Below are 24,854 nucleotides of genomic sequence, written 5' to 3'. Positions count from 1 at the left end.
TCTCTTCATGTCGGACCCTTTGCTGCCTACACCGCTGCTCGAAGCACTGCCGGGTGTACTCCTGAAATGTGAATTCCTGCATCCGGGGCGCAGTCACAAAGCGAGGGTGGCCCGTGCCCTCGTGGATGATGCGGAACGGCGTGGAGTCATTGTGCGCGGCGGCTCCACTGCGCTGATCGAGCGTACCGGCGGAAATCTTGGCATAGGTCTGGCCATCGAGGCGAAAATCCGTGGATACGAACTCGTGCTGGTCACCGACCCCGGCTACTCCAAGCGAAAAAAGGAACTGGCCGCTCGCCTTGGCGCGACCGTGCTGGATCGGGGAATCTCTCATCCGGGATGCCAGGACAACGAAGCGGCAGTACAGGAGATCCTGCGCCGGGAACCCGGACGATTTCACTACCTCAATCAGTTCGACAACACGGCAAATCCGACAGCCCATGAGCAGGGCACCGGGGCGGAAATCCTGGCCCAATTGATCGGCGGCGGCCACGGCCGTGACACCAAGGTTCTCCTCGTCACCGGCCTCGGCACGGGAGCGACCGCGCGAGGTGTCGCATCAGCCCTGGGCCAGTGGTTCCGGCAGGTCACCGTGATCGGGGTGGAGCCCCCCAACTGTGATCTGAAAGAAGATGTCCACGGCAGTCATGCGCTGCAGGGATTTTCGGTGGGACAGCCCGCCCCCTTCTTCCCGAGCTCGGAACTGGACGAGATCGTCCCGGTCACGGACGACGAAGTCGCTGCAGCCGGACGGCGGCTTTCGACCGAGTACCGGGTATTTGTCGGCCCCAGCAGCTGCGGCAATTTCGCAGCCGTCCTCAAGATGTTTCCCCCGGGTGCCGCTCGTGTGCCCTCCGGGGTCGTTTGCATCTCCTTTCTCTACGACCGCGGAGAGGACTACGAATGACCAACACGGTGCCGGTCCGGCAGATCCAGGCCGACATGGGTACGCTCCTGCGTCTCGTGGGCAGGCGACTGAGGCACGTGGGGCTCAGCCCCGCAGCGGTCCTGGAACTGATGTCCGACGTACCAGTCATGGTGCTGGAGGACCTGTACGCGCTGGTTGCGCGGGACCCGGCAGCCAGGTCGAGCGTGGTCTACGCGTACGAGAGTCATCTCAGCTTCCGCGCATTGCTGGCCCATCGCGTGGCCCATGACCTCCATCGCATCGGCATGGCGATGACCGGCGGCCGGCAGCCCGACCACGCCTTGGTGATCGCTGCCCGATGCATCGCGGAGACGGCCAAGCGAGAGACCGGCGTCGAGATCCATCCGGCAGCGGTGATCGGCAGCCGGACCGTCATCGACCACGGTTACGGGACGGTCATCGGCGAGCAAGTGCGCATGGGCAGCGACTGCTATCTGCTGCAGAACGTCGTCCTGGGCAGCCGGGCGATCAGGAGTGGCCCGGCGCAGTGGGCAGGCAGGCGGCATCCCCGGATCGGCAACCGCGTGGAGATCGCCGGGAACGTCGCCGTATTCGGACCCGTGACCATCGGCGACGACTGCCGCATCGAGTCCGGGGCGAGGATCACCGAGGACGTGCCCGCGGGTTCCCGGATTCGCGTGATCTCCGTCCTGCAGGTGACGAGCAGGAATCTCGGTCGGCCGGAGCAGTCCGCACAAGAAGCCGTTCGCGATCACGCAGGGTTCGAGGTGGGTGACGATGCGGCTGATCGCGCTGTCTGACGAGCAATTGCGGGCTGGACGAGGGCTGAAGTGGGGCCGTGTCCCGGGCGACGTCATTCCGGCCGACATCGCGGAACTCGACTTCGCCGTCGCGCCACCCATTCGCGCGGCGCTGTCCGACGCCGTCGACCGGTCGGACCTCGGCTATCCCGACTACACCAGCGGCACCCCGGTGCACCTGGCCGAACTCTTCGCAGAGCGGATTCATCGGACGCAAGGCTGGCGCCCGAACGTCCGAGCGGTGGAGGTCTGTGCGCAAATCACCCAGGCACTGTGCTGCGTGATCCTCGCCTTCACGCGAGCGGGTGATCAGGTGCTGGTTCACTCGCCGACCTATCCGCCGTTCCTGGAGGCGATCCGGTCGCTCGGGCGCCGCGCCGTCCTGGTACCGGCGGGGAACATCGGCGATGACGGAATTTCGGAAGCCTGGGCGGCAATGGAAAACGCGCAGCGGATACGGCTGATCGTGCTCTGCCAACCCCACAACCCCACCGGTCACGTATTCGACAGGAGCACGCTGGAAGCGCTGGCGGCTCTCGCTGCCCGCCGCGACGCGGTTGTGTTCGCCGACGAAATCCATGCGGAGATCGTTTACGCCGAGACGGAGTGCCGGTCGATTGCCTCCGTAGAGACTGCCGCTGAACGTACGATCGTTTTCACGTCGGCCGCGAAGAGTTTCAATGTCGCCGGGCTTCGCTGCGCCGTCGGTCACTTCGGCAGCGACGATTTGCTTGCGAGATTCCGGAGGCTTCCGTGGCATCTGCGCAGTGGTGCGAGTGTGTTGGGGCTCGCCGCCACGATCGCCGCATGGGAATCATGTGAGCCCTGGCTGGATCAATTACGAGCACAATTGAGTGTCAATCGAGCCAGATTGGCGGATTTTCTATCAAATTATAGGCAGCTGCACTTCAGGCCGCCGGCGGCCACCTATCTTGCGTGGATCGATCTTCGGGCTGCACGGGTGGGCGCCGACGCGCAGGAGTTCCTGTTGAACACCGCGAAGATCGCAGTACAGCCTGGTAAGGTCTTCGGCGCGTCTCTGGAGAGATTCGTTCGGCTCAATTTCGGAACCTCCGGAGCAAGACTCGAATTGATACTCGAAAGAATTCGCCACGCGCTCGACGCGGGCGACAGGAAAGGGTCGAGGAAATGAAGGTAATCGGTCTTCTCGGGGGGATGAGCTGGGAGTCGACGGCGTATTACTACCAGGAGCTCAATCGAGGAGTCCGCGAGCGTCTCGGTGGTCTGCACTCCGCCCGGTGCGTAATGCACTCCGTAGACTTTGCCGAAATCGAAAAAATGCAGGAGAACGGGGACTGGGCTGAAGCCGGGAAGTACCTCGCGCAACGCGCCCACCAACTCGAACTCGCCGGCGCCGACTGCGTGCTGATCTGTACGAACACGATGCACCGGGTCTATCCGGCCATTCAGGAGGGACTCGGCGTCCCCGTGCTGCACATCGCCGACGGTACCGCGGACGCCCTGCAGCGGGCCGGCGTGCAGAAGGTGGCGCTGCTGGGCACCCGGTACACGATGGAGCAGGCGTTCTACCGAGACCGGCTGGTCGCCAGGGGGTTCGAGGTCCTCGCCCCGGAACCGGAGGAGCGGGCCCGCGTCCACAAGATCATTTATCACGAGTTGTGTCTCGGTCAGGTGCTCGACTCGTCGCGGGACACGTACATCAGGATCGTCGAGTCTCTCGCCGCCCGAGGAGCCCAGGCCGTCATCCTCGGCTGCACCGAGATCGGCCTGCTGATCGACGAGCACACCAGTCCGCTGCCCGTTTTCGACACCACGCTCATCCATGTCCAGTCGGCCCTGGACTGGGCGCTGTCTGTATGACGGCGGGCGGGCGCACGCAATCGCTCGACCGGCTGGACGCGACGTTGGGTGCCCGAGCCGCCCTCCGGCTGCGCCTGGTCTGCCCCTCGCAGGAGTTCAGCGCCGAGGAGATGTCTTTCGGAGTGGGCCGTTGGCTCTCCTCGTCGCGGGGCCTGTGGGAGTCGCTGCGGGTGGCCTCGGAACCTGACCTCTCCCTGGTCATGGTGCAGGCGCCACCGGTGGGTCCGGACGTAGAGGACTACCTGCTGGACCTCGTGCCTCCGGGGCCCACGTCCGCCGCCGACCGCCGGGCACGGCATGCTCTGGTCGAGATCGAAGACCACAGTGAGCGGCATCTGAGCGAGAAGCTCCTCGACGCCCCCTGTCTGCTCCGCCGGCTGGGGCACACCGTGGATGTGGCGCGCAGGGCGGGTCACACCGTAGAGGGCCTGGCATGTTTCGCCTCCAGCGCGCGCATGGCCGCGCTCGCCCGGGCGCTGGGCCTCGACCTTCTCGAGGCCGATCCTCGCCTGCTCGGCTGGGGCAGCAAATCGGGCAGCCGGCAATTGTTCCGGGCGGCGGGCGTGAGCCATGCGCCGGGTTCCTACATGGCAGACCACGATCTTTCCTCTCTTGCCGCGCGGATCGCGGCCCTTGTACGTACCCACGGTCCCGGCCAGTGGCTCGTCAAGCTCGACCACGGATTCGGATCAGGCCACGGCAACGCCCTTGTGGTCATCGACAACGACCGCCCGTCGGCCGTCGAGCGGGAGCTGCGCACCTCTCTGCAGCCGATGGGGGCCGGTGTGGGAAGGGCCCGCTACCTGCAGTGGCTGGGCAGGGCAGGAGCCGTCGTGGAACGACGCCTGGGAGCCGACGCGGGGTGTGTCATCCGGCATCCGAGCGCTCTCGCCCATCTTCGACCGGTACCGGGCGGCCCCGCACGTGTGGAACCGCTCGGCGTCCACGATCAACTCGTGGGAACCGCGGGTGACTACCTGGGCTGCCGCTATCCGGCGAGGCACGAGTACCACGACGAGGTGGCGCGCCAGGCGCGTCGGGTTTTCTCGGCGCTCGCAAGGCGTGGACTCTCAGGCCATGTCGGTGTCGACTTCATGGCCGTCTCGCCCGGTCGGGGTGCGGCGCCCTCGCTGTTCGCCACCGAGATCAATGTGCGACAGACGGGCAGTACGCATCCCAACCGGACCGTGCGGGCCGTACTCCCGCTGGATCGCGCCGTGCCGGGACGGCTGGTCGGACGCGACGGCCGGGACGTCTGCTTCCGCGCCACCGACAGCGTATGGTCCCCGTCCAGCCGCGGGATGTCCGCCGCCCCGCTGATCGCGGCGCTGCGCCGGTCTCCCCGCCTGCGCCTGGACCGCGAGGCCGGACGGGGCGTCATACCGCATCTGTGGCCGGCGCTCGGCCGGTTCGGAAAGATGGGCGTCACGGCTATCGGTGGTTCGGCGGAGGAGTGCGACCGACTCATCACCGAGTTTGCCGACCTGCTCGACACGCTCGGCGAGGCGGCGGCATCCTCCCGGGACCGGGAGCCCTCCGCCGTTGAGGGGACAGCCCTTTCCCGCAGCCTGGGAGAGGTCCCGCCCTAGCGGCGCCGCCCACCTCGGCGCATCATCTCCCGGGCGCGTACGGTACGAGGGTGGTCGGGACCGAGCACGTGGACGAATCCCTCCAGCACGGCCTGGTGTTCGGCCTCGGCCTCGGCGACGAGTCCCATGGAGTGCAGCGCGTCCGCGTGATTCGACCGGCTCGACAGCGTTGAGGGGTGCAGCGGCCCGCGCACACGGTTGAACCCCGCCAGAACCTCGCGAAGTTCTGCCTCTGCCTCGGCATAGCGGCCAAGCGCGTGCAGGACCACCCCCAGATTGCCCTGGCTGGTGAGGATCGAGGAGTGGTGGGGGTCCAGCACGCGCCGGAAGCCCTCCAGGACCGCCCGCTGCTCCGCCTCGGCCTGGGCGGTCTTGTTCAGTGACAGCAGCAGAGCGGCGAGGTAGTTGCGGCTGGTGAGCGTCGAAGGGTGATCGGGGCCCAGGACCCGTGAGAAGTTGTCGACCACGGCCCGGTGCTCATTCTCCGCCTCTGCCGCCCGGCCCAGTGCCTGGAGTACCACTGCGAGGTTGGATCGGCTGGTGAGCGTGGAGGGGTGGTCCGGGCCGAGAACCCGTGCGAAGTTGTCCACCACGGCCCGATGCTCCGCCTCCGCCTCCGCCAACTTGCCGCGCGCGTGCAGGACCACCGCCAGATTCTCACGACTGGTCAAGGTGGAGGGATGATCAGGACCGAGGACCCGCGCATATCCCGTGTAGACCGAGCGGTGCAGCTGTTCCGCCTCGTCCAGCCGCTCCACGGCATGGAGCACCAGGGTCGGGCTGCCCCGGCTCGTGAGAGCGTTGGGGTGGTCGGGGTCGAAGACCCGGGTGCTGGTGTCCAAAACCGTACGATGCTCGGCCTCGGCGTCCTCCAGCCTGCCCAGCGACCTGAGTACGGCCGCGGTGTTCGGCGTCCCGGCGGTCAGCTCCGCCTCGGCGGTGCGCAGCAGCCGCTGGTAGGCCAGCAGGACGGCGCAGTGCTCGGCTTCGGCCGCCGAAACCTGCCCTAGATCGTGCAGGACCAAGGCATGATTGTTGCGGTTGGTGAGTGTGGCCGGATGGTCCTCGCCAAGGTCCCGTTTCCGTATGTCGCTGACGATCCGGTGCTGCGTTTCCGCTTCCTCCAGCCGGTCCAGGTCATGCAGTACGAGGGCGAGGTTGTTGCGGCTCACCAATGTGGCGGGATCGTCCATGCCGAGGACGCGTACCCGGGCCTCCAGAACGGCCCGGTGTTCCGTCTCGGCCTCCCGCAGCCGGCCCAGTACCCGCAGGACTGCCGCATGGTTTCCCCGGCTGGTGAGGGTTTCCGGGTGTTCCTCCCCGAGAGAGACGACGCGCGCATTGCGCACGGCCTCGTACGCGCGCAGCGCGATCGTGTATTTGCCGTGGGTGCGGGCGATGGTGCCGATGCGCATCGAATCGGCCGCATCGGAAAAATGAAGAGCTGCTGAGAGAACGGTGTCCGAGACCGGTGAGACCGCGGTGCGGATGGTCTCGTCCACCAGATAGTCGTAGACCTCGACCATTCCGGGCGCCACCGGGGTGAGCAGCGCTGTGGTGGTGCGGACCTCAGTGGCCCATTCCCAGGCCTGTGTCAGGGCCTCACCCTGATAGGGGATGCCGCCGCGCTTGGGGAGATAGTGGACGGCGAGTTCTTCCAGCGCACTGCGCGGCAGAGGAGCGGTCACGCCCGCCCTGCGGCAGTCCACGGCGGCTGAGACTAGTGCCGCGCCGTGTACGTGATCCCCTCCGTCCCGGGCCGCATGCCACAAGTGCAGCAACTCGGGTCCGGCCGATAGGTATTCCGCGATACCGAACCGGTCGGCCTGGTTGAGCGCCGCGGTGATGCGCGGGTCCCAGGCGCGGGTAGCCGCCCTGTCGCGCTCCGCCGCCGAGAACATGCGGGGCAGGTCGATGCGGTGGGCCAGCGCCAAAGCGTCCAGTACCTCGCGGTTGAGCGGCCGTGAGCCGTTGTCCGTCCGCAGATACGTGTCCAGCTCGGAGACCCTGATGGTGGCCAGTACGACGCGGTGCTGGTCCTTGGAGTCCAGAAATCTGGTGATGAGGTTGCGGGACAGGCCGCCGTCGCCGAGGAACCGTTCCAGGTCGTCGAGCCAGAGGACGGCACGTGGTGTGGCGGTGGTCTGCTCGATCGCGTACGGCAGAGCCGCACGTGTCTGCGGCGCGACGAGCGTGTGCTGCGGAAGAGTAGCGGTGAGTGCCTCATACGCGGCGCGTGACTTCCCGGCCGTGGAGTCGCCGACGATCAGGACGAAGGCACCGGCGGCGAGGCATTCCCGCAACTCGTCGTCGATGTCGCGCGGCACGTACGGGGGCTGGCTGGTGGTGGTTCGGCCAGTGGTGCGGCGTGCCGCGTGCACGCCGAGCCAGGTGGGCTCCACCACCTGACGGACCAGGGGCAGATTGCCCCGGGTGGTCAGGCAGCCGTCGCGCACGAAGGTGGCGTTCTCCCGGTCCTTCTGGAACGTCTGGAGCAGGCCTTCCTTCCAGAAGCCGGCGAAGACACCGACCACGGTGGCCAGCCCGACCGCGCTTGCGGCCACAGCCGGCGACTTGAGCTGCGCCGCTGCGAAGACGCCCGGGAGTGATACCGCGACTGCTGCACCGGTGGCGAGCAGGACTGGTTTGAGATGCCTGGCCATATTCCCCCGATAGCGGACCGCCAATGAATGGTAATGCGTACGACTAAATCATCGGGCGGGACTCTTGCCTAGACGTGGGTGGGTCTCGTGTCGGCACTCCTGTCGCCCTGTCAACAATAGAAATCCTGCGTTGCAGGAGCTTCGGCTGGGGTGAATACACGATTTTCTCTGACTGAAGGACTGCGGCCGATCCGAAGAATTCTCTCAGGCCTCCCCTTTCTCCCCACACTTCACAGACCGCATCGATGGTCCGTCGAGGTGGGCTGTCGCGCGGCTGCTGCTCAGCGCGGACCCGGCGATGCGGCCGATACCGCCGGGCTCGCGAACCGGTCGGACGCAGGGGGAGGACGCCTGCCCGCGCAGTTCTCGGTATGTGACATACCTGCACCACTTCACCCTCGCCACGCCGGTGACAGCTGGGCGGCAAGAAGGGGCGGGCCCGAGGGCCCGCCCCTTCCTCATGCCGGACTCGCCCGCCTCATGCGGAGCGCCCTACCCGGGTCAGGCCAGCAGCTCCACCTCCGCCAGGGTCGCCGCGCCGTCCAGGACCAGGCGGTACTTCCGGTACGTGCCCGGCGAGGCGATCGTGAAGGGGCGGGTCTGCCTGTCCCAGGCGAAGGACTCGCCGGAGCGCTTGTCCACCGTCCTCCAGGTCGTGCCGTCACCGGACGCCTGGAGGGTCCAGCCGGTCGGGGCCCTGGCGTGGTCCGCGGCCGAGGTCAGGGTGTACTGGACGGCCTCGGCGGGGTCGGCCACCGGAAGGTCCACCGTCGTCACCGTGGCGTCCGTCGACGAGGTGTCGTCGAACAGCGCCCCGTCGCCCTTCAGGACGTCCGCCCCCGGGCTCGGCACCTTGTCGTCGGTCGTGATCGACACCGGAGCCGCGTTCGGGCCGGTGCCCCACGAGGACGGCTTCGGCCCCATGTCGAACTCCAGCACCCCGCCCCTGGCGAGCAGCGAGTGCGGCAGCGCCGTGGACTTCCACGCCGCTCCGTCGAACCGCACGCCCTGGACGTAGACGTTCCGCGCGCTGTTCCCCGGCGCCTTGATCACCAGGTCGTGGCCGTTCTCCAGGTGCACGGTCGCCTTGGTGAACAGCGGGGAGCCGATGGCGTACTCGCCGCTGCCCATCACCAGCGGGTAGAAGCCGAGCGCGGAGAAGACGTACCAGGCCGACTGCTCGCCGTTGTCCTCGTCGCCGTGGTAGCCCTGGCCGATCTCGCTGCCGACGTAGAGGCGGGAGAGCGCCTCGCGGACCCTCGCCTGCGCCTTCCACGGCTCACCGGCCGCGTCGTACATGTAGAGGACGTGGTGCGCGACCTGGTTGGAGTGGCCGTACTGGCCCATGCGGACGTCCCGCGCCTCGGTCATCTCGTGGATGACCCCGCCGTAGGAGCCGGTGAACTCCGGGGAGGCCGTCTCCGGCGTGGCGAAGTAGGCGTCGAGCTTCTCCGCGAGTCCCGTCCGGCCGCCGTACAGGTTGGCCAGGCCGCGGCTGTCCTGCGGGGCGGTGAAGGCGTAGCCCCAGCCGTCGGTCTCGGTGTAGTCGTAGCCCCACACGCGCGGGTCGTACTTCGAGGAGTCGACACGCCAGTCGCCCCGGGCGTTCCGGCCCTGGAAGAAGCCCGCCCCGGAGTCGAACAGCTTCACGTAGTCCCGGGCGCGGTTGAGGAAGTACCGCGCCTCCTCCTTGTAGTGCTTCTCGCCCGTCTTCCGGTAGAGGGCCTCGCCCATCCTGGCGATGCCGTAGTCGTTGACGTAGCCCTCCATCGCCCACGACAGGCCCTCGTGCGTGTCGGTGCTCGTGTAACCGAGGAAGGGCGAGGTGCTCATGCCCTTGCGGCCCACGCCGGAGGCCGGGGGCACGACGGTGGCGTTCTTCAGCGCCGCGTCGTAGGCCGCCCTCGCGTCCATGTGGACGCCCTTGACGTAGGCGTCGGCGAAGGCCACGTCCGAGGAGGTGCCGGTCATCAGGTCGGCGTAGCCGGGGGAGGACCAGCGCGAGGTCCAGCCGCCGTCCTTGTACTGCTGCACGAAACCGTCGACCATCTCGCCCGCCTGACCGGGCGTCAGCAGGGAGTACGCGGGCCAGGTGGTGCGGTAGGTGTCCCAGAAGCCGTTGTTGACGAACACCTTGCCGTCGACGATCTTCGCGCCGGTGTGGGTCGGGGTGTCCGGGCCCGGCATGGGGGAGAAGGGAGAGGCGTACCGGTACGTGCCCCCGGCCTTCTCGAAGCCCGAGTTCGGGTACAGGTACAGCCGGTAGAGGCTGGAGTACAGGGTGGTCAGCTGGTCCGGCGTGGCGCCCTCGACCTCGACCTTGCCGAGCAGCCTGTCCCAGGCGCGCTGGGCGCGCACCTTCACCGCGTCGAAGGACATGCCGTCCGGGACCTCCTGGCGCAGGTTGTCCCTCGCCTGGTCGACGCTGATCAGGGAGGTTGCCAGGCGCAGGGTGACGGTGCGGTCGGAGCCCGCGTCGAAGCGCAGGTAGCCCTTGACCCCGCTCGCGGAGCCGTCCTTCACCGGCCTGTCGAACACGCCGTAGACGAACAGGCGGGTCGCTCCCGTCGACAGGCCGGACTTGACGTCCGAGTAGCCGGTGACGGTCCCGTGCTCCTTGTCCAGGGTCAGGCCCGCCTGCTCGGTGACGTTGTCGAACAGCACGCTCGCGTCGTCGCCGGGGTAGGTGAAGCGCAGCACCGCCGCGTGGTCGGTCGGCGTCATCTCCGCCCTGAGGCCGTTCTCGAACCTCACCCCGTAGTAGTAGGGGCGCGCGATCTCGTTCTCGTGGCGGAAGGCCAGCGCGCGGGCCGTGCGGCCGGTGTCCGGGGTGCCGGAGGCCGCGGACGGCATCACCTGGAAGGTCTGCCGGTCCCCCATCCAGGGGCTCGGCTCGTGGCTCGCGCTGAACGCCTGGATCGTCGGCAGGTTGGCGTCGTTGTTCGCACGTGCGTACTCGTACAGCCAGCTCAGCGACGACGCGTTCGTGACCGGCGTCCAGAAGTTGAAGCCGTGCGGGACGGCGGTCGCGGGGAAGTTGTTGCCGCGCGAGAAGCTGCCGCTGGAGTTGGTGCCCCGGGTGGTCAGCGCGTAGTCCGACAGGTGCGCCCTGGGCGTCTCGGGGGCGGCCTGCCGGATGGCCACGTCGTCCAGCCAGCCCCGGAACTTCGCCGGGCCACCGGGGGAGTCGTAGGCCAGGAGGATCCGGTCGACCGTCCTGCCGGCCGCGACCGAGCCGATCCGGGAGACCACGTTGTTCCACTGGTTGACGTACAGCGCCTTGGCCGCGCCCTGCGCCCGCGGGCTCAGGCCGAAGCCGTGCTGGTCGGTGGCGCCCAGATCGCTCAGGTAGGTGCCGTCGGTGAAGGCCAGGTCCACCGCGACGTCGGTGGCGTCGTAGTCCCGGTCGCCGTCCGCCATCGACGGGTAGAGCCGGTACGACAGTTGCGTGTCGCGGGCCACCCGGACGTCGACGTCGAAGACCTTGTTGTACGAGTACGCCCGCCCGTCGGCCGTGTGCCGCCCCGCGTAGCGCAGCGCCCGCCGACCGGTGAAGCCCGCGCCCGCCTTCGCGGTCGGTGAGCCGCTCGGGCCGCGGTCGACCAGCGAGAGCATGTCCTGCGGGACCGGGCCGCCGCTGCCGCCGGTGGAGAACTGGACGTCGGCGACCTGGAGTATGCCGGCGCCGTTGTTCGCGGTGATGTCGAGCCGGAAGTGCTGGTACTCGGCCGACTCGGCCAGGTCGTACGTCTTCGTCCGGTACCGCTCGGAGAAGGTCTCGCCCGAGCGGGTGTCGAGGGTCTTCCAGTCCTTGCCGTCGGTGGAGCCCTTCAGGGTCCAGTCCCGCGGGTCGCGTTCGGCGTAGTCATTGGCTGAGGTGAGGGCGTATCGGGTGATTTTCGCTGGTTTGTCGAGGTCGAACTCGACCCATCCGGTGGGCTCGAAGGTGAGCCACTTGGTGCCCGGTTCGCTGTCGACGAGGTTCTCCTTGACCTCGCCGGCACCCGAGTTCTCGCCGCTGGCCCGGAGGTCGACCACGTGGTCGTCCGCGTTCCCCGGAATGCCGGTGCTGTATCCGCCGTCCACGCCCGAGGCGCGCCTGCTGCCGTTCGGTGCGGTGTCGACCGTGTTCAGCCAGTCCGGCGCGGGGTCCCCGGACTCGAACGAGGACGCGAACTCCCGGTCGGCGGGCGGGGCCCCGCCGGGCAGGGCGACCGCCGCCCCCTGGGAGCCGACGGCCATGGTGAAGGCGGCCGCAAGGACGACCGCCGGACCCCATCTGTGCCGTTCTCTGCGCTGCATACGAGGGCACCCTCCCTGGCTTCCCCGCGCGCCGGACAACGTTGTCAACTTCGGCGCGCAAGGACCAGTAGGGAGTCAAGTGGCCAGGGATGTCAAGGGTGTTGAGAGTGGCGTTCGAGCGCAAAGCCGCGGATTTATCCGGCGAGGAACGCACAGACGGCTCATATCTCCGCGAGGTCTCAACTCGGAAAAGACCGACCGCCAACCTTGCATTCGATCTTGCTCAGTCGGCGGAAAGTGGACTATACCTGTCGGCGTCCGCAGGGCCGTTCGACCGGCCGGAAGCGGGCACCGGGGGAGCCGGAAAGGGTGGTTCGACGTGCGAAACGCGCCGGCCTCCTTGTATTCCCCGCGATCCCGGTGGATGACGCACGAAGTACTTCCTGCACGACCCAGCTTCACCTGACCGCGGTGCCGGGGAGGATCCGGTTCACCGCCTGAGTCCTGGAGAAGGCGAGGACTTGAGCATGGGATCCACTTCCGCCGACAACCACGGTGGCGTCGGCCGCCGCGATCTGATCAAGCGGTCCGCCGCACTCGGCCTGATCAGCGTTCCCGCGATGAGTTTCCTGTCCGCGTGCGCCAGCAGTGGCGGCGGGGGCCAGGACAAGGCCAAAGCGGGCAAGAAGACAGCGAAGAACCCGCTCGGCGTCAACGACACCGCGCAGATGGAATTCGTCCTGTTCGACGGCGGCTTCGGCAAGGAGTACGCCGAGGACGCGGTGAAGGTCTACGAGAAGGGCTTTCCCAAGGCGAAGGTGAAGTTCGCCGCCACCCAGAAGATCCAGTCGACGCTCCAGCCCCGATTCAACCAGGGCAACCCGCCGGACCTCATCGACAACTCCGGCGCCGAGCAGATGGACATGGGCGTCCTCGTCGGCAAGAACCAGCTCGCCGACCTCACTCCGCTGCTGGACGCGCCCTCGTACGACGACCCGGGCAAGAAGGTCCGCGACACGCTGCGCCCGGGCATCGTGGAGATGGGCCAGTTCGACGGCAAGCCGGTCTGGATCCTCTACTACGCCTACACGGTCTACGGGGTCTGGTACTCGCAGAAGGCGCTCGACTCGCTCGACGAGCAGTACCCGGAGACCTGGGACGCGATGCTCAAGGTCTGCGAGAAGGCCAGGAAGAAGGGCATGGCGGGCTGGACGTACGCCGGCAAGTACCCGTACTACCTCCCGTTCTCGCTGTACCCGATGATCGGCAAGGTCGGCGGCCGCGAGGTCCTCGACGCGATCGACAACCTGGAGCCGAACGCCTGGAAGCACCCGGCGGTCAAGGCCTGCTTCGAGGCCTACTACGAGCTCTACAAGAAGGGCTACGTCCTCAAGGGCACCCCGGGCCTGGACCACATCCAGTCGCAGACCGCATGGGCCAAGGGCAAGGCGCTGTTCATCCCGAACGGCTCCTGGGTGGAGAACGAGTCCGCCAACGTCATCCCGAAGGACTTCGACCTCGCCGTCTCCGCGCCCACCGGACTCGACGGCTCCGACAAGATGCCCTTCGGCACCATCTGGGCCTCCGGCGGTGAGCCCTTCATCGTCCCGGCCAAAGCGAAGAACGCCGAGGGCGGCATGGAGCAGCTGCGCATCATGCTCAGCGAGGCCTCCTCGAAGAACTTCACGGCCAAGGTGAAGTCGCTGACCGCGTACAACGGCGGCACCACCGGCATCACCCTCACCCCGGGTCTGAAGTCCGGCGTCGCGGCGCTGGAGAAGGCCGGGTCCAACGTGGTGAATCCGCGGCTGCAGGACTGGTACGTGCAGCTCGAGAAGGAGAAGATCGGTGTGGCCGGCCTCGGCGAGATGATGGCCGGCCGGCTCACCCCGGCCGAGGCCATCAGCAAGATCCAGGGCTTCGCCGACGAGGCCGCGAAGGACACGTCGATCAAGCACTACAAGCACCAGTGAGGGTCCGTCACCCGGTCCGGTACGGCCTGGGCCGGCCGGGCCGGACCGGGTGACACCACCCGCCCAGAGAACGGGGTCGGTAGCAATGCAGCACGGCAAGTACCGGTTCGTCGTGGGGTTCCTCGCGGTCCCCCTGGGGCTGTACGCGCTTTTCGTCGTCTGGCCGTTCATCCAGTCCATCTATTACTCGTTCACGGACTGGACCGGGCTGAGCCCCGAATTCGGGATGGTCGGGTTCGACAACTACAAGAGGATGCTCGACGACGAGATCTTCTGGAAGTCGCTGCAGCACAGCCTGCTGTTCGCCCTGGTGCTGCCGCTGGTGACGATCAGTCTGGCGCTGTTCCTCGCCTTCATGATCAATGTGGGCGGACGGCGCAGGAGGGGCGGGCCGGTGGTCTCCGGCGTCCGCGGCTCGTCGTTCTACAAGATCGTCTACTTCTTCCCGCAGGTGCTGTCGATCGCGATCGTGGCCCTGCTGTTCGCCTTCGCGTACAACCCGGACAGCGGAGCGATCAACTCCCTCCTGCGCGGCATCGGGCTCGACGGGGTGCAGCCGCTGTGGCTGGGGGACCCCGGACTCGCGCTGTGGTGCGTGATGGCGGTGCTCGTCTGGTCCACGGTCGGCTTCTTCGTGGTCCTGTTCTCGGCGGGCATGGCCTCCATCCCGGCGGAGATGTACGAGGCCGCGCTGCTGGACGGGGCCAGCCGGTTCACCACGTTCTTCCGGATCACCCTGCCGCTGCTGTGGGACACCGTGCAGTCCGGCTGGGTCTACATGGGCATCCTCGCCCTCGGCGCCGAGTCGTTCGCAGTCGTACAGATCATGACGACCGGTCCCGGCGGCCCCGACTACTCGACCACCGTCATGGTTCTGTACGTGTACCAGAAGGCGTTCCGGGACGGGCAGGCCGCCTATGCCACCACCATCGGCGTCGCCCTGCTCGTCGTCACGCTGGCCTTCGCCGCCGTGGTGATGCGGCTGGGCCGGCGCGAGCGGCTGGAGTTCTGATCACATGAAAACGACCGAGACCCCCGCCCCCGTTCCGGCCGAGTCCGGAATCACCGTCGCGAAGATCGAGACGGTGGCGCCGAGGCCGCGCCCGGAGAAACGGGAGGGCGGCGTACTCAATGTCTTCTCGCACGGCATTCTGGTCATCTGGGCGATCATGGTGGTCATGCCGCTGGTGTGGGCGGTGATGACGTCCTTCAAGGACGACAGCTCCATTTTCGGCTCGCCCTGGTCCCTGCCGGACAAACTCCACTTCGACAACTGGGCGCGGGCGTGGACCGACGCCAATATGAGCGACTACTTCCTGAACACCGTCCTGGTGGTGGGCGGGTCGCTCATCGGCACGCTGGTGCTGGGGTCCATGGCGGCCTACGTACTGGCCCGCTTCGACTTCCCGGGGAATCGCTTCATCTACTTCCTGTTCATCGGCGGCATGAGTTTCCCGATCATGCTGGCGCTGGTGCCCCTGTTCTACGTCGTGAACAACATGGGGCTGCTGAACACGATCCACGGGCTGATCCTGGTCTACATCGCCTACTCGCTGCCCTTCACGGTGTTCTTCCTCACCGCGTTCTTCCGGACCCTGCCCACCTCGGTGGCCGAGGCGGCGTTCGTGGACGGGGCCTCGCACACCCGGACGTTCTTCCAGATCATGCTGCCGATGGCGAAGCCCGGGCTGATCAGCGTGGGGATCTTCAACTTCCTCGGCCAGTGGAACCAGTACATGCTGCCGACGGTGCTCAACACCGACCCGGACAAGCGGGTCCTCACCCAGGGCCTGGTGCAGCTGGCCGTCAGCCAGGGCTACAAGGGCGACTGGTCCGGCCTCTTCGCCGGCCTGGTGATGGCGATGCTCCCGGTCCTGGCCGCCTACGTCATCTTCCAGCGCCAGGTGGTCCAGGGCCTGACGGCGGGCGCCCTGAAGTAGTCCGGGCCCGGCTCCGGCACCAGGCGGCGCCGGTCCGGCGCCGCTCGGGGGCACACCCGCCCGAGCGGCCCGCGACCCCCGGCCCTCTCATGCCCGCGCACCGCGCCGGCCCGCGATCACGGCGCCCCGCACCCCGCACCCCGCACCCGGCCACTCCCTGGGGGACGGCCGGGTGCGGGGCGCAAGTGTGTCCAACGCCCCGGAAACGGCTCAACCTCTTGACGGGAGGCAACCCGAACGGCTCAGCTTAGAGTTCACTAGTTGGACATAGACGGGGCCTCGCCGAAGCGGCCCCGCGCTCAGGAGGTCGTCGTGGAGACTCCAGGGTCGCAGTCGTCACTGCACCGAGCCAACCTGGAGCGGGTGGTACGTGCAGTGCGCCTGGCCGGGTCCCTCACGCAGGCGGAGATCGCGAGGACCACGGGCCTGTCCGCGGCGACGGTCTCCAATATCGTGCGCGAACTGAAGGACGGCGGAACGGTCCAGGTCACGCCCACCTCGGCGGGCGGCCGCCGGGCGCGCAGCGTGTCCCTGAGCGGGGACGCGGGCATCGTCATCGGCGTCGACTTCGGGCATACCCATTTGCGGGTCGCGATCGGGAACCTCGCCCATCAGGTGCTGGCCGAGGAGGCCGAGCCGCTGGACGTGGACGCCTCCTCGACCGAGGGTTTCGACCGGGCGGAGGTGCTGGTCAACCGCCTGATCGCGGCGACCGGGGTCGACCGTTCCAAGATCGCCGGCGTGGGCCTGGGCGTTCCCGGACCGATCGACGTGGAGTCGGGCACCCTCGGCTCCACCGCCATCCTGCCGGGCTGGACCGGCATCAAGCCCGCCGAGGAGCTGCGGGGGCGCCTCGGCGTGCCGGTGCACGTGGACAACGACGCCAACCTCGGCGCCCTCGGCGAGCTGGTCTGGGGCAGCGGCCGGGGCGTGAAGGACCTGGCCTACATCAAGATCGCCAGCGGCGTCGGCGCCGGCCTGGTCATCGACGGCAAGATCTACCGCGGCCCCGGCGGCACAGCAGGTGAAATCGGGCATATTACCCTTGATGAATCCGGCCCCGTCTGCCGCTGCGGAAACCGGGGCTGCCTGGAGACCTTCACGGCCGCCCGGTACGTGCTGCCGCTGCTCCAGTCCAGCCATGGCACCGACCTCACGATGGAAGGCGTCGTGCGGCTGGCGCGGGACGGTGATCCGGGCTGCCGTCGGGTGATCGCCGACGTCGGCCGTCACATCGGCAGTGGAGTCGCCAACCTCTGCAACCTGCTGAACCCGAGCCGGGTCGTGCTCGGCGGTGATCTCGCCGAGGCCGGTGAGCTGGTGCTCGGGCCGATCAGGGAGTCCGTCGGCCGCTACGCCATTCCCAGCGCCGCACGCCAGCTCTCCGTCCTCCCGGGGGCCCTTGGCGGCCGTGCGGAGGTGCTCGGGGCGCTCGCTCTCGCGCTCAGCGAGATGGGCGATTCGACCCTTTTGGACGGCACGCTCTCCATGGCCGCTCCTGCCTTCACTTAGAGAACGGATGGCACCGTTGCCATCTCGTTAAGGATTTACTTCTTGACGTCGCACGTGTGGCCGAGTTGACTTCCAGCCACCTCGGCCGCAACGACGCGGCCTCGTCAGGGAGGTTTGTGAAGTGAACACGCGTATGCGTCGTGCGGCCTTTGCCGTTGCTGCTGGTGCGATGGCCGTCTCGCTTGCTGCCTGTGGCAGCGCCAAGGAGTCCGGTGGCGGCTCCAAGTCGACCTCGGGCGCGAAGAAGGGCGACAACATCAAGGTCGGTCTGCTCCTTCCGGAGAACCAGACCGCGCGCTACGAGAAGTTCGACCGCCCGCTGATCGAGAAGAAGGTCGCGGAGCTCACGAACAACAAGGGCAAGGTCGTCTACGCCAACGCCAAGCAGGACGCCAGCCTGCAGAACCAGCAGGTCGACACCATGATCACCAACAAGGTGGACGTGCTGATCGTCGACGCCGTGGACGCCGCCGCCATCAAGAACTCGGTGCAGAAGGCCAAGGACGCGGGCATCCCGGTCGTGGCCTACGACCGTCTGGCCCAGGGCCCGATCGACGCCTACACCTCGTTCGACAACGTGACCGTCGGCAAGACCCAGGGCGAGGCGCTGCTGAAGGCGCTCGGCTCCAAGGCCAAGTCCGGCAAGATCGTCATGATGAACGGTTCCTCCACGGACCCGAACGCCGCGCAGTTCAAGCAGGGCGCGCACTCCGTGCTCGACGGCAAGGTGAACGTCGGCAAGGAGTACGACACCAAGGAGTGGAAGCCGGAGAACGCCAACTCCAACATGGAGGGCGCCATCTCCGCCATCGGCAAGAAGAACCTCGTGGGCGTCTACTCCGCCAACGACGGCATGGCCGGCGGTATCATCACCGCCCTCAAGGCCGCCGGCCTCTCCAACATCCCGGTCACCGGCCAGGACGCGGAGCTCGCGGGTGTCCAGCGCATCGTCGCCGGTGAGCAGTACATGAGCGTCTACAAGCCGTACGCCCCCGAGGCCGAGGCCGCCGCCACCATGGCCGTCGACCTGGCCCAGGGCAAGGCGCTCGACTCGGTCGCCAAGGACAAGGTCGACAGCCCCACCACCAAGGGCGTCCCGTCGGTCCTGGTCCCGGTCACCTCGCTGACCAAGGACAACATCAAGGACACCGTCATCAAGGACGGCGTCTACACCGCCGCCGACATCTGCACGGCCCAGTACAAGAAGGCCTGCGACAAGATCGGTCTCAAGTAAGCAGCCGCACGCGCCCTTCCCCCTAGGCGAATTCACCCCTGAATTCCCCTGACGGGACGACGGCGCACCCCAAGGCTCCTCCGGCGCCCCGCCATCAGACAGCCCCGCAAGCTCGTGCGGGGCGCCGGACGGAACTCTCCCCCATACTCTTCTGCACAACCTCCCGCCGGGTCAGGCGGCGAAGGAGATGGTTCACGTGTCCGCTACGCCCGTGCTGGCGTTGCGCGGGGTCTCCAAGCGGTTCGGTGCCGTCCAGGCGCTCACCGACGTAGAGCTTGAGGTCCACGCCGGTGAGGTGGTCGCCCTGGTCGGCGACAACGGCGCCGGAAAGTCCACGCTGGTCAAGACGATCGCCGGCGTGCACCCCATCGATGAGGGCGCCATCGAATGGGAAGGCAAGTCCGTCCAGATCAACAAGCCGCACGACGCCCAGAACCTGGGCATCGCGACGGTGTACCAGGACCTCGCGCTGTGCGACAACATCGATGTCGTCGGCAATCTCTACCTGGGCCGGGAGCTCCGCCAGTACGGCGTCCTGGACGAGGTCGAGATGGAGCGCCGCTCCCGCGAGCTGCTGGACCAGCTGTCCATCCGCATCCCCAGCGTCCGCATCCCGATCGCCTCGCTCTCCGGCGGTCAGCGCCAGGTCGTGGCCATCGCTCGCTCCATGCTCGGCGAGCCCAAGCTGGTCATCCTCGACGAGCCCACCGCCGCCCTCGGCGTCGAGCAGACCGCCCAGGTCCTCGACCTGGTGGAGCGGCTGCGGGAACGCGGTCACGCCGTGATCCTCATCAGCCACAACATGGCCGACGTGAAGGCGGTGGCCGACAAGGTGGCCGTCCTGCGCCTGGGCCGCAACAACGGCGTCTTCGAGGTCAAGTCGACCTCGCAGGAAGAGATCATCTCCGCCATCACCGGCGCCACGGACAACGCCGTGACCCGTCGTGCGGCGCGCACCAATGGGGAGATCAAGAAGTGAGCATCGACAAGACCTCCGCGTCCCCCGAGGACACGGTCGTGGAGAACCCCGAGGCGGCACGCGGCTCCGACGTCGCCGTCGACCCCCGCCTGCTGGTGCGGGAACAGGGCTTCGCGGGCTACCTCACCGAGTTCAAGCGGAAGATGAAGGCCGGCGACCTCGGCTCCATCCCGGTCGTCCTCGGTCTGGCCATCATCTGGATCATCTTCCAGAGCCTGAACTCCAACTTCCTCACCGCGGGCAACCTTTCCGACATCTCCGTCGCCATGGTCGGCACGGGCATGATCGCCGTCGGCATCGTGTTCGTCCTGCTGCTCGGCGAGATCGACCTGTCGGTCGGTTCCGTCTCCGGTGTGGCGGGCGCCAGCTTCGCGGTGCTGAACGTCACCAACGGCATGAACGAGGTGCTGGCCTTCGTGCTGGCCATCCTCACCGGTACGGTCGCGGGCGCGATCCACGGCTTCTTCTTCGCGAAGATCGGTGTGCCGGCGTTCGCGGTCACCCTGGCCGGTCTGCTGTTCTGGAACGGCTTCATGCTCAAGATCCTGGGCGACAACGGCACGATCAACCTGAACAGCGACGGCCTGGTGGCCAAGCTGACCAGCTACTACTTCTCCGACGTGGCCGCCGCCTACGGCCTGGCCATCGCGGTGACCGTGCTGTTCTTCCTCAGCTCCTTCTTCGGCAACAAGCGCCGCGAGGCCGCCGGTGTGCCGTCCCGGCCACTGAGCGAGACCATCCTGCGCACCGCGCTGCTGGCCGTGGTCGCCTTCGCCGCGGCGATCGTCTTCAACCAGTACAAGGGTCTGCCGCTGGCCGTGGTGATCTTCGTCGGGATGCTGATGATCACCGACTTCGTGCTGCGCCGTACCGCCTACGGCCGGAAGATCTTCGCGCTCGGCGGCAGCGTCGAGGCCTCGCGCCGTGCCGGTATCAACGTCGAGATGGTCCGGATCTCGGTCTTCGCGATCTCCGGCACCTTCGCGGCCATCGGCGGTCTGTTCATCGCCTCCAAGATCGCCTCGGCGAACCAGGGAGCCGGTGGCGGTGACCTGCTGATGAACGCGATCGCGGCGGCCGTGATCGGCGGCACCTCCCTCTTCGGAGGCCGGGGCCGCACCTGGAACGCGCTCCTCGGCGTGCTGGTGATCGTCTCGATCCAGTACGGCCTCGCCCTGGAGGGCATCGCCTCGCCGGTCCAGTACATGATCACCGGTGGCGTGCTGCTGGCGACCGTCGTCATCGACGCGGTGACCCGCAAGACGCAGAAGACGGCCGGCCGCGCGTAGCGCCGCCGACCCAGGCCACTGTGCCCGGTACCAATGGCGGTACCGGGCACAGTCATGCCCGCACGGTGATGCCCGTACGGCCGTGCCCCTCGGGCCGTGCGGCGCGGTCCGGCCCGTGCCGCACGGCCCGGGCGCGGCCGTCCCCCGGGGTGGGGCCGTTCGCGTGACTCAAGACGCACGGCCCGGACACCGGGCGCTCGGGCGGAACATTAGACTCGACAAGCCCGGCAACAGCTCGATCAGCTCTACTGCAAGGAGGCACGGGTGCCGCTGCTGACCCGCATCACGGGACCGCGCGATCTGGACCGGCTCAGCCTGGAGGAGCTGGACCAGCTGGCAGAGGAGATCCGGACCTTCCTCGTCGACGCCGTCGCGAAGACCGGCGGCCACCTCGGTCCCAACCTCGGTGTCGTGGAGCTGACCATCGCCCTGCACCGGGTCTTCCACTCGCCCAAGGACAAGGTGCTCTGGGACACGGGCCACCAGTCCTACGTGCACAAGCTGCTCACCGGCCGCCAGGACTTCTCCCGCCTGAAGATGAAGGGCGGCCTGTCCGGCTATCCCTCGCAGGCCGAGTCCGAGCACGACGTCATCGAGAACAGCCACGCCTCCACGGTCCTCGGCTGGGCCGACGGCATCGCCAAGGCCAACGAGCTGCTCCGGCGCGACAGCCACGTCGTCGCGGTCATCGGCGACGGCGCGCTGACCGGCGGCATGGCCTGGGAGGCGCTCAACAACATCGCCGACGCCAAGGACCGCCCCCTGGTCATCGTCGTCAACGACAACGAGCGGTCCTACGCGCCCACCATCGGCGGCCTCGCCAACCACCTGGCCACCCTGCGCACCACCGACGGCTACGAGCGCTTCCTGGCCCGAACCAAGGACCTGCTGGAGCGCACCCCGGTCGTCGGCCGGCCGCTCTACGACACCCTGCACGGCGCCAAGAAGGGCCTGAAGGACTTCATCGCCCCGCAGGGCATGTTCGAGGACCTGGGCCTGAAGTACGTCGGCCCGATCGACGGCCACGACATCGAGGCCCTGGAGTCCGCGCTGGCCCGCGCCAAGCGCTTCGGCGGCCCGGTGATCGTCCACTGCCTCACCGAGAAGGGCCGCGGCTACCAGCCCGCCCTCCAGGACGAGGCCGACCGCTTCCACGCCGTCGGCAAGATCCACCCCGACACGGGCCTGCCGATCGCCTCCTCCGGCGCCGACTGGACCAGCGTCTTCGGCGACGAGATGGTCCGGCTCGGCGAGGAGCGGGCGGACGTCGTCGCCATCACCGCCGCCATGCTCCAGCCGGTCGGCCTCGACAAGTTCGCCAAGGTCTTCCCCGACCGGGTCTACGACGTCGGCATCGCCGAGCAGCACGGCGCCGTCTCCGCGGCCGGCCTCGCGCACGGCGGGCTGCACCCCGTGTTCGCGGTGTACGCCACCTTCCTCAACCGTGCCTTCGACCAGGTGCTCATGGACGTGGCGCTGCACAAGTGCGGCGTGACCTTCGTCCTGGACCGGGCCGGCGTCACCGGCACCGACGGCGCCTCCCACAACGGCATGTGGGACATGTCCATCCTCCAGGTCGTCCCCGGTCTGCGGCTGGCCGCCCCGCGCGACGCCGACCAGGTCCGCGCCCAGCTGCGCGAGGCCGTCGAGGTCGACGACGCGCCGACCGTGGTCCGCTTCTCCAAGGGCGCCGTCGGCCCCGCCGTACCCGCCGTGGGCCGCGTCGGCGGCATGGACGTGCTGCGCGAGCCGGGCACCGACCGGCCGGACGTCCTGCTGGTCTCCGTCGGCGCCCTCGCGTCGATGTGCCTGGAGATCGCCGGACTGCTCGACCGGCAGGGCATCTCCACCACCGTCGTCGACCCGCGCTGGGTCAAGCCCGTCGACGCGGCCATGGCCCCGCTCGCCGACCGGCACCGGGTGGTCGTCACCGTCGAGGACAACTCCCGCGTCGGAGGTGTGGGCTCCGCGATCGCCCAGGCCCTGCGGGACGCGGGCGTCGACGTGCCGCTGCGCGACTTCGGCATCCCGCCGCGCTTCCTCGACCACGCCTCCCGCGCCGAGGTGATGGCGGAGATCGGCCTGACCGCGCCGGACATCGCCCGCCAGGTCACCGGACTGGTCGCCAAGCTGGACGGCCGGTTCGACCGGCCGACCGCGGACGTCGACGAGGTGCAGCCCGCGCGCGACTGAGCCGCGGGCGCGGCCCCGACGGGATCCTCCGGGCCGGTTCCACCACCCTGTACCGGTGGCGGAACCGGCCCGTCTGCGTGAACCTGCCTGTACCGGGGCATACGCATCCCCAGCCCTCTCGATCATGTCGAGGACGACGCGCGTGGGAGGTAGGCCCGTGAGCAGTGCGCTCTTCAGGACGAAGAACGTCGAGCAGTCCATCCAGGACACCGAGGAACCGGAGCACGCGCTCAGGAAATCCCTCTCCGCCCTCGACCTGACCGTCTTCGGCGTCGGGGTCATCATCGGCACCGGCATCTTCGTTCTCACCGGCAAGGTCGCCAAGGAGAACGCGGGCCCCGCGGTGTCGCTGGCCTTCGTCGTGGCGGCCGTGGTCTGCGCCCTAGCGGCGCTCTGCTACGCGGAGTTCGCCTCCACGGTCCCGGTGGCGGGGTCCGCGTACACGTTCTCGTACGCCTCCCTGGGGGAGCTGCCCGCCTGGATCATCGGCTGGGACCTGATCCTGGAGTTCGCGCTCGGCACGGCGGTGGTGGCGGTCGGCTGGTCGGGCTACGTCCGCTCGCTTCTGGACAACGCGGGCTGGCACCTGCCCGCCTACCTGGCGGGCCGGGAGGGCACCTCGGGCTTCGGCTTCGACGTCCTGGCCGCCGCTCTGGTCCTGGTGCTCACCTGCATCCTCGTGCTCGGCATGAAGCTGTCCGCGCGCGTCACCTCGATCGTCGTCGCCATCAAGGTGGCCGTGGTCCTGCTCGTGATCGTCGCCGGGGCGTTCTTCGTCACCAGCAGCAACTACAAGCCGTTCGTCCCGCCCACCCAGTCGGTGGCCGCCGTGGACACCCTGAAGGCCCCGCTCATCCAGCTGATGTTCGGCTGGGCACCGGCCAACTTCGGCGTCATGGGCATCTTCACCGCCGCCTCAGTCGTCTTCTTCGCCTTCATCGGCTTCGACATCGTCGCCACCGCCGCGGAGGAGACCCGCCACCCGCAGCGCGACATGCCGCGCGGCATCCTCGGTTCGCTGCTCATCTGCACCGTGCTGTACGTGGCGGTGTCGATCGTCGTGACCGGCATGCAGAACTACAGGAACCTGTCGGTCGACGCCCCCCTCGCGGACGCCTTCAAGGCCGTGGGGCACCCGTTCTACGCCGGTCTGATCAGCTTCGGCGCCGCCGTCGGCCTGACCACCGTGTGCATGATCCTGCTGCTCGGGCAGACCCGGGTGTTCTTCGCGATGAGCCGTGACGGGCTGCTGCCGCGCTTCTTCTCACGGGTCCACCCGCGCTTCCGGACCCCGCACCGGCCGACCATCCTGCTCGGCGTGATCATCGCGATCATCTCGGGCTTCACCAGCCTGAGCGAGCTAGCCGAGCTGGTGAACATCGGCACGCTGTTCGCCTTCATCGTGGTGGCGATCAGCGTCGTCATCCTCCGCAGGACCCGCCCCGACCTGCACCGCGCCTTCCGCACCCCCTGGGTGCCGGTCATCCCGATCCTGTCGGTGTGCGCCTCGCTGTGGCTGATGCTGAACCTGCCCGCCGAGACCTGGCTGCGATTCGCGATCTGGATGGTGATCGGCTTCGCCGTCTACTTCCTCTACGGCCGTACCCACAGCCGGCTCGCCCGGGGTGAGGGCACCGCGACCGGCGAGACCACCAGGCCGGGCAGCGGCACGACGCCTTAGGCCACGACGCCGGCGGGTGTATGGCGGC

16 protein-coding genes are annotated in these 24,854 nt (G+C 68.1%); 14 read left to right on the top strand and 2 right to left on the bottom strand.

The features are described 5' to 3' along the window. The first annotated feature begins 7 nt into the window (after positions 1-7). The 5 genes from ACF1A5_RS23550 to ACF1A5_RS23530 are packed head-to-tail and all read left to right on the top strand — an operon-like array spanning position 8 to position 5,120. Positions 8-907, top strand: a complete 900-nt coding sequence (locus tag ACF1A5_RS23550) for a PLP-dependent cysteine synthase family protein (protein ID WP_392194828.1) — start codon at positions 8-10, stop codon at positions 905-907. Beyond that, positions 904-1,689 (top strand): serine O-acetyltransferase, encoded by a 786-nt coding sequence (locus ACF1A5_RS23545; RefSeq protein ID WP_392194827.1) that lies wholly within the window; start codon positions 904-906, stop codon positions 1,687-1,689. The genes ACF1A5_RS23550 and ACF1A5_RS23545 overlap by 4 nt, the downstream gene beginning before the upstream one ends. Further along, the gene (locus tag ACF1A5_RS23540; RefSeq protein ID WP_392194826.1) at positions 1,667-2,842 is read left to right on the top strand and encodes a MalY/PatB family protein; all 1,176 of its coding nucleotides are present in this window, start codon (positions 1,667-1,669) and stop codon (positions 2,840-2,842) included. The genes ACF1A5_RS23545 and ACF1A5_RS23540 overlap by 23 nt, the downstream gene beginning before the upstream one ends. Further along, entirely contained in the window at positions 2,839-3,531 is a 693-nt protein-coding gene (locus ACF1A5_RS23535; protein ID WP_392194825.1) for an aspartate/glutamate racemase family protein, read from the top strand. Before ACF1A5_RS23540 ends, ACF1A5_RS23535 begins: the two co-directional genes overlap by 4 nt. Next, positions 3,528-5,120, top strand: a complete 1,593-nt coding sequence (locus ACF1A5_RS23530; protein ID WP_392194824.1) for an ATP-grasp domain-containing protein — start codon at positions 3,528-3,530, stop codon at positions 5,118-5,120. The genes ACF1A5_RS23535 and ACF1A5_RS23530 overlap by 4 nt, the downstream gene beginning before the upstream one ends. Here ACF1A5_RS23530 and ACF1A5_RS23525 read toward each other — a convergent pair. Next, positions 5,117-7,783 carry a tetratricopeptide repeat protein gene (locus ACF1A5_RS23525; protein ID WP_392194823.1) on the bottom strand — a complete coding sequence of 889 codons (2,667 nt, stop codon included), beginning with the start codon at positions 7,781-7,783 and terminating at the stop codon, positions 5,117-5,119. The two genes, ACF1A5_RS23530 and ACF1A5_RS23525, sit on opposite strands and share 4 nt — an antisense overlap. Positions 7,784-8,284: 501 nt before the next feature. Next, positions 8,285-12,085 (bottom strand): GH92 family glycosyl hydrolase, encoded by a 3,801-nt coding sequence (locus tag ACF1A5_RS23520; RefSeq protein WP_392194822.1) that lies wholly within the window; start codon positions 12,083-12,085, stop codon positions 8,285-8,287. Positions 12,086-12,552: 467 nt separating this feature from the next. Between ACF1A5_RS23520 and ngcE the strand changes: the two genes are divergently transcribed. The 9 genes from ngcE to ACF1A5_RS23475 all read left to right on the top strand — a co-directional run bounded on the left by ngcE (position 12,553) and on the right by ACF1A5_RS23475 (position 24,826). Continuing rightward, complete coding sequence (gene ngcE, locus ACF1A5_RS23515) at positions 12,553-13,998, top strand: N-acetylglucosamine/diacetylchitobiose ABC transporter substrate-binding protein (protein WP_392194821.1); 1,446 nt, start codon at positions 12,553-12,555, stop codon at positions 13,996-13,998. 85 nt (positions 13,999-14,083) lie between these two features. Beyond that, positions 14,084-15,010: a carbohydrate ABC transporter permease gene (locus ACF1A5_RS23510; RefSeq protein ID WP_392194820.1), complete on the top strand. Its 927-nt coding sequence runs from the start codon at positions 14,084-14,086 to the stop codon at positions 15,008-15,010. Positions 15,011-15,014: 4 nt separating this feature from the next. Further along, complete coding sequence (locus tag ACF1A5_RS23505) at positions 15,015-15,938, top strand: carbohydrate ABC transporter permease (RefSeq protein WP_392194819.1); 924 nt, start codon at positions 15,015-15,017, stop codon at positions 15,936-15,938. A 312-nt stretch (positions 15,939-16,250) separates the two neighbouring features. After that, positions 16,251-17,450: an ROK family transcriptional regulator gene (locus ACF1A5_RS23500; protein WP_392194818.1), complete on the top strand. Its 1,200-nt coding sequence runs from the start codon at positions 16,251-16,253 to the stop codon at positions 17,448-17,450. Positions 17,451-17,583: 133 nt separating this feature from the next. Next, a complete protein-coding gene (locus tag ACF1A5_RS23495; protein WP_392194894.1) occupies positions 17,584-18,684 on the top strand; it encodes a sugar ABC transporter substrate-binding protein in 1,101 nt (366 codons plus the stop codon). Between the two features lie 187 nt (positions 18,685-18,871). Next, positions 18,872-19,663: an ATP-binding cassette domain-containing protein gene (locus tag ACF1A5_RS23490; RefSeq protein WP_356184224.1), complete on the top strand. Its 792-nt coding sequence runs from the start codon at positions 18,872-18,874 to the stop codon at positions 19,661-19,663. Next, the gene (locus ACF1A5_RS23485; RefSeq protein WP_356184226.1) at positions 19,660-20,952 is read left to right on the top strand and encodes a sugar ABC transporter permease; all 1,293 of its coding nucleotides are present in this window, start codon (positions 19,660-19,662) and stop codon (positions 20,950-20,952) included. The genes ACF1A5_RS23490 and ACF1A5_RS23485 overlap by 4 nt, the downstream gene beginning before the upstream one ends. A 264-nt stretch (positions 20,953-21,216) precedes the next feature. After that, complete coding sequence (dxs, locus tag ACF1A5_RS23480) at positions 21,217-23,145, top strand: 1-deoxy-D-xylulose-5-phosphate synthase (protein ID WP_392194817.1); 1,929 nt, start codon at positions 21,217-21,219, stop codon at positions 23,143-23,145. Between the two features lie 157 nt (positions 23,146-23,302). After that, entirely contained in the window at positions 23,303-24,826 is a 1,524-nt protein-coding gene (locus ACF1A5_RS23475; protein WP_392194816.1) for an amino acid permease, read from the top strand. Positions 24,827-24,854: the final 28 nt, after the last annotated feature.

The sequence above is a fragment of the Streptomyces sp. NPDC014864 genome (genome assembly GCF_043081525.1).
In the GTDB taxonomy this organism is placed as follows: Bacteria; Actinomycetota; Actinomycetes; order Streptomycetales; family Streptomycetaceae; genus Streptomyces.
Note: the sequence above shows the minus strand (reverse complement) of the source record. Positions and strands in the feature narration are given on the sequence as shown.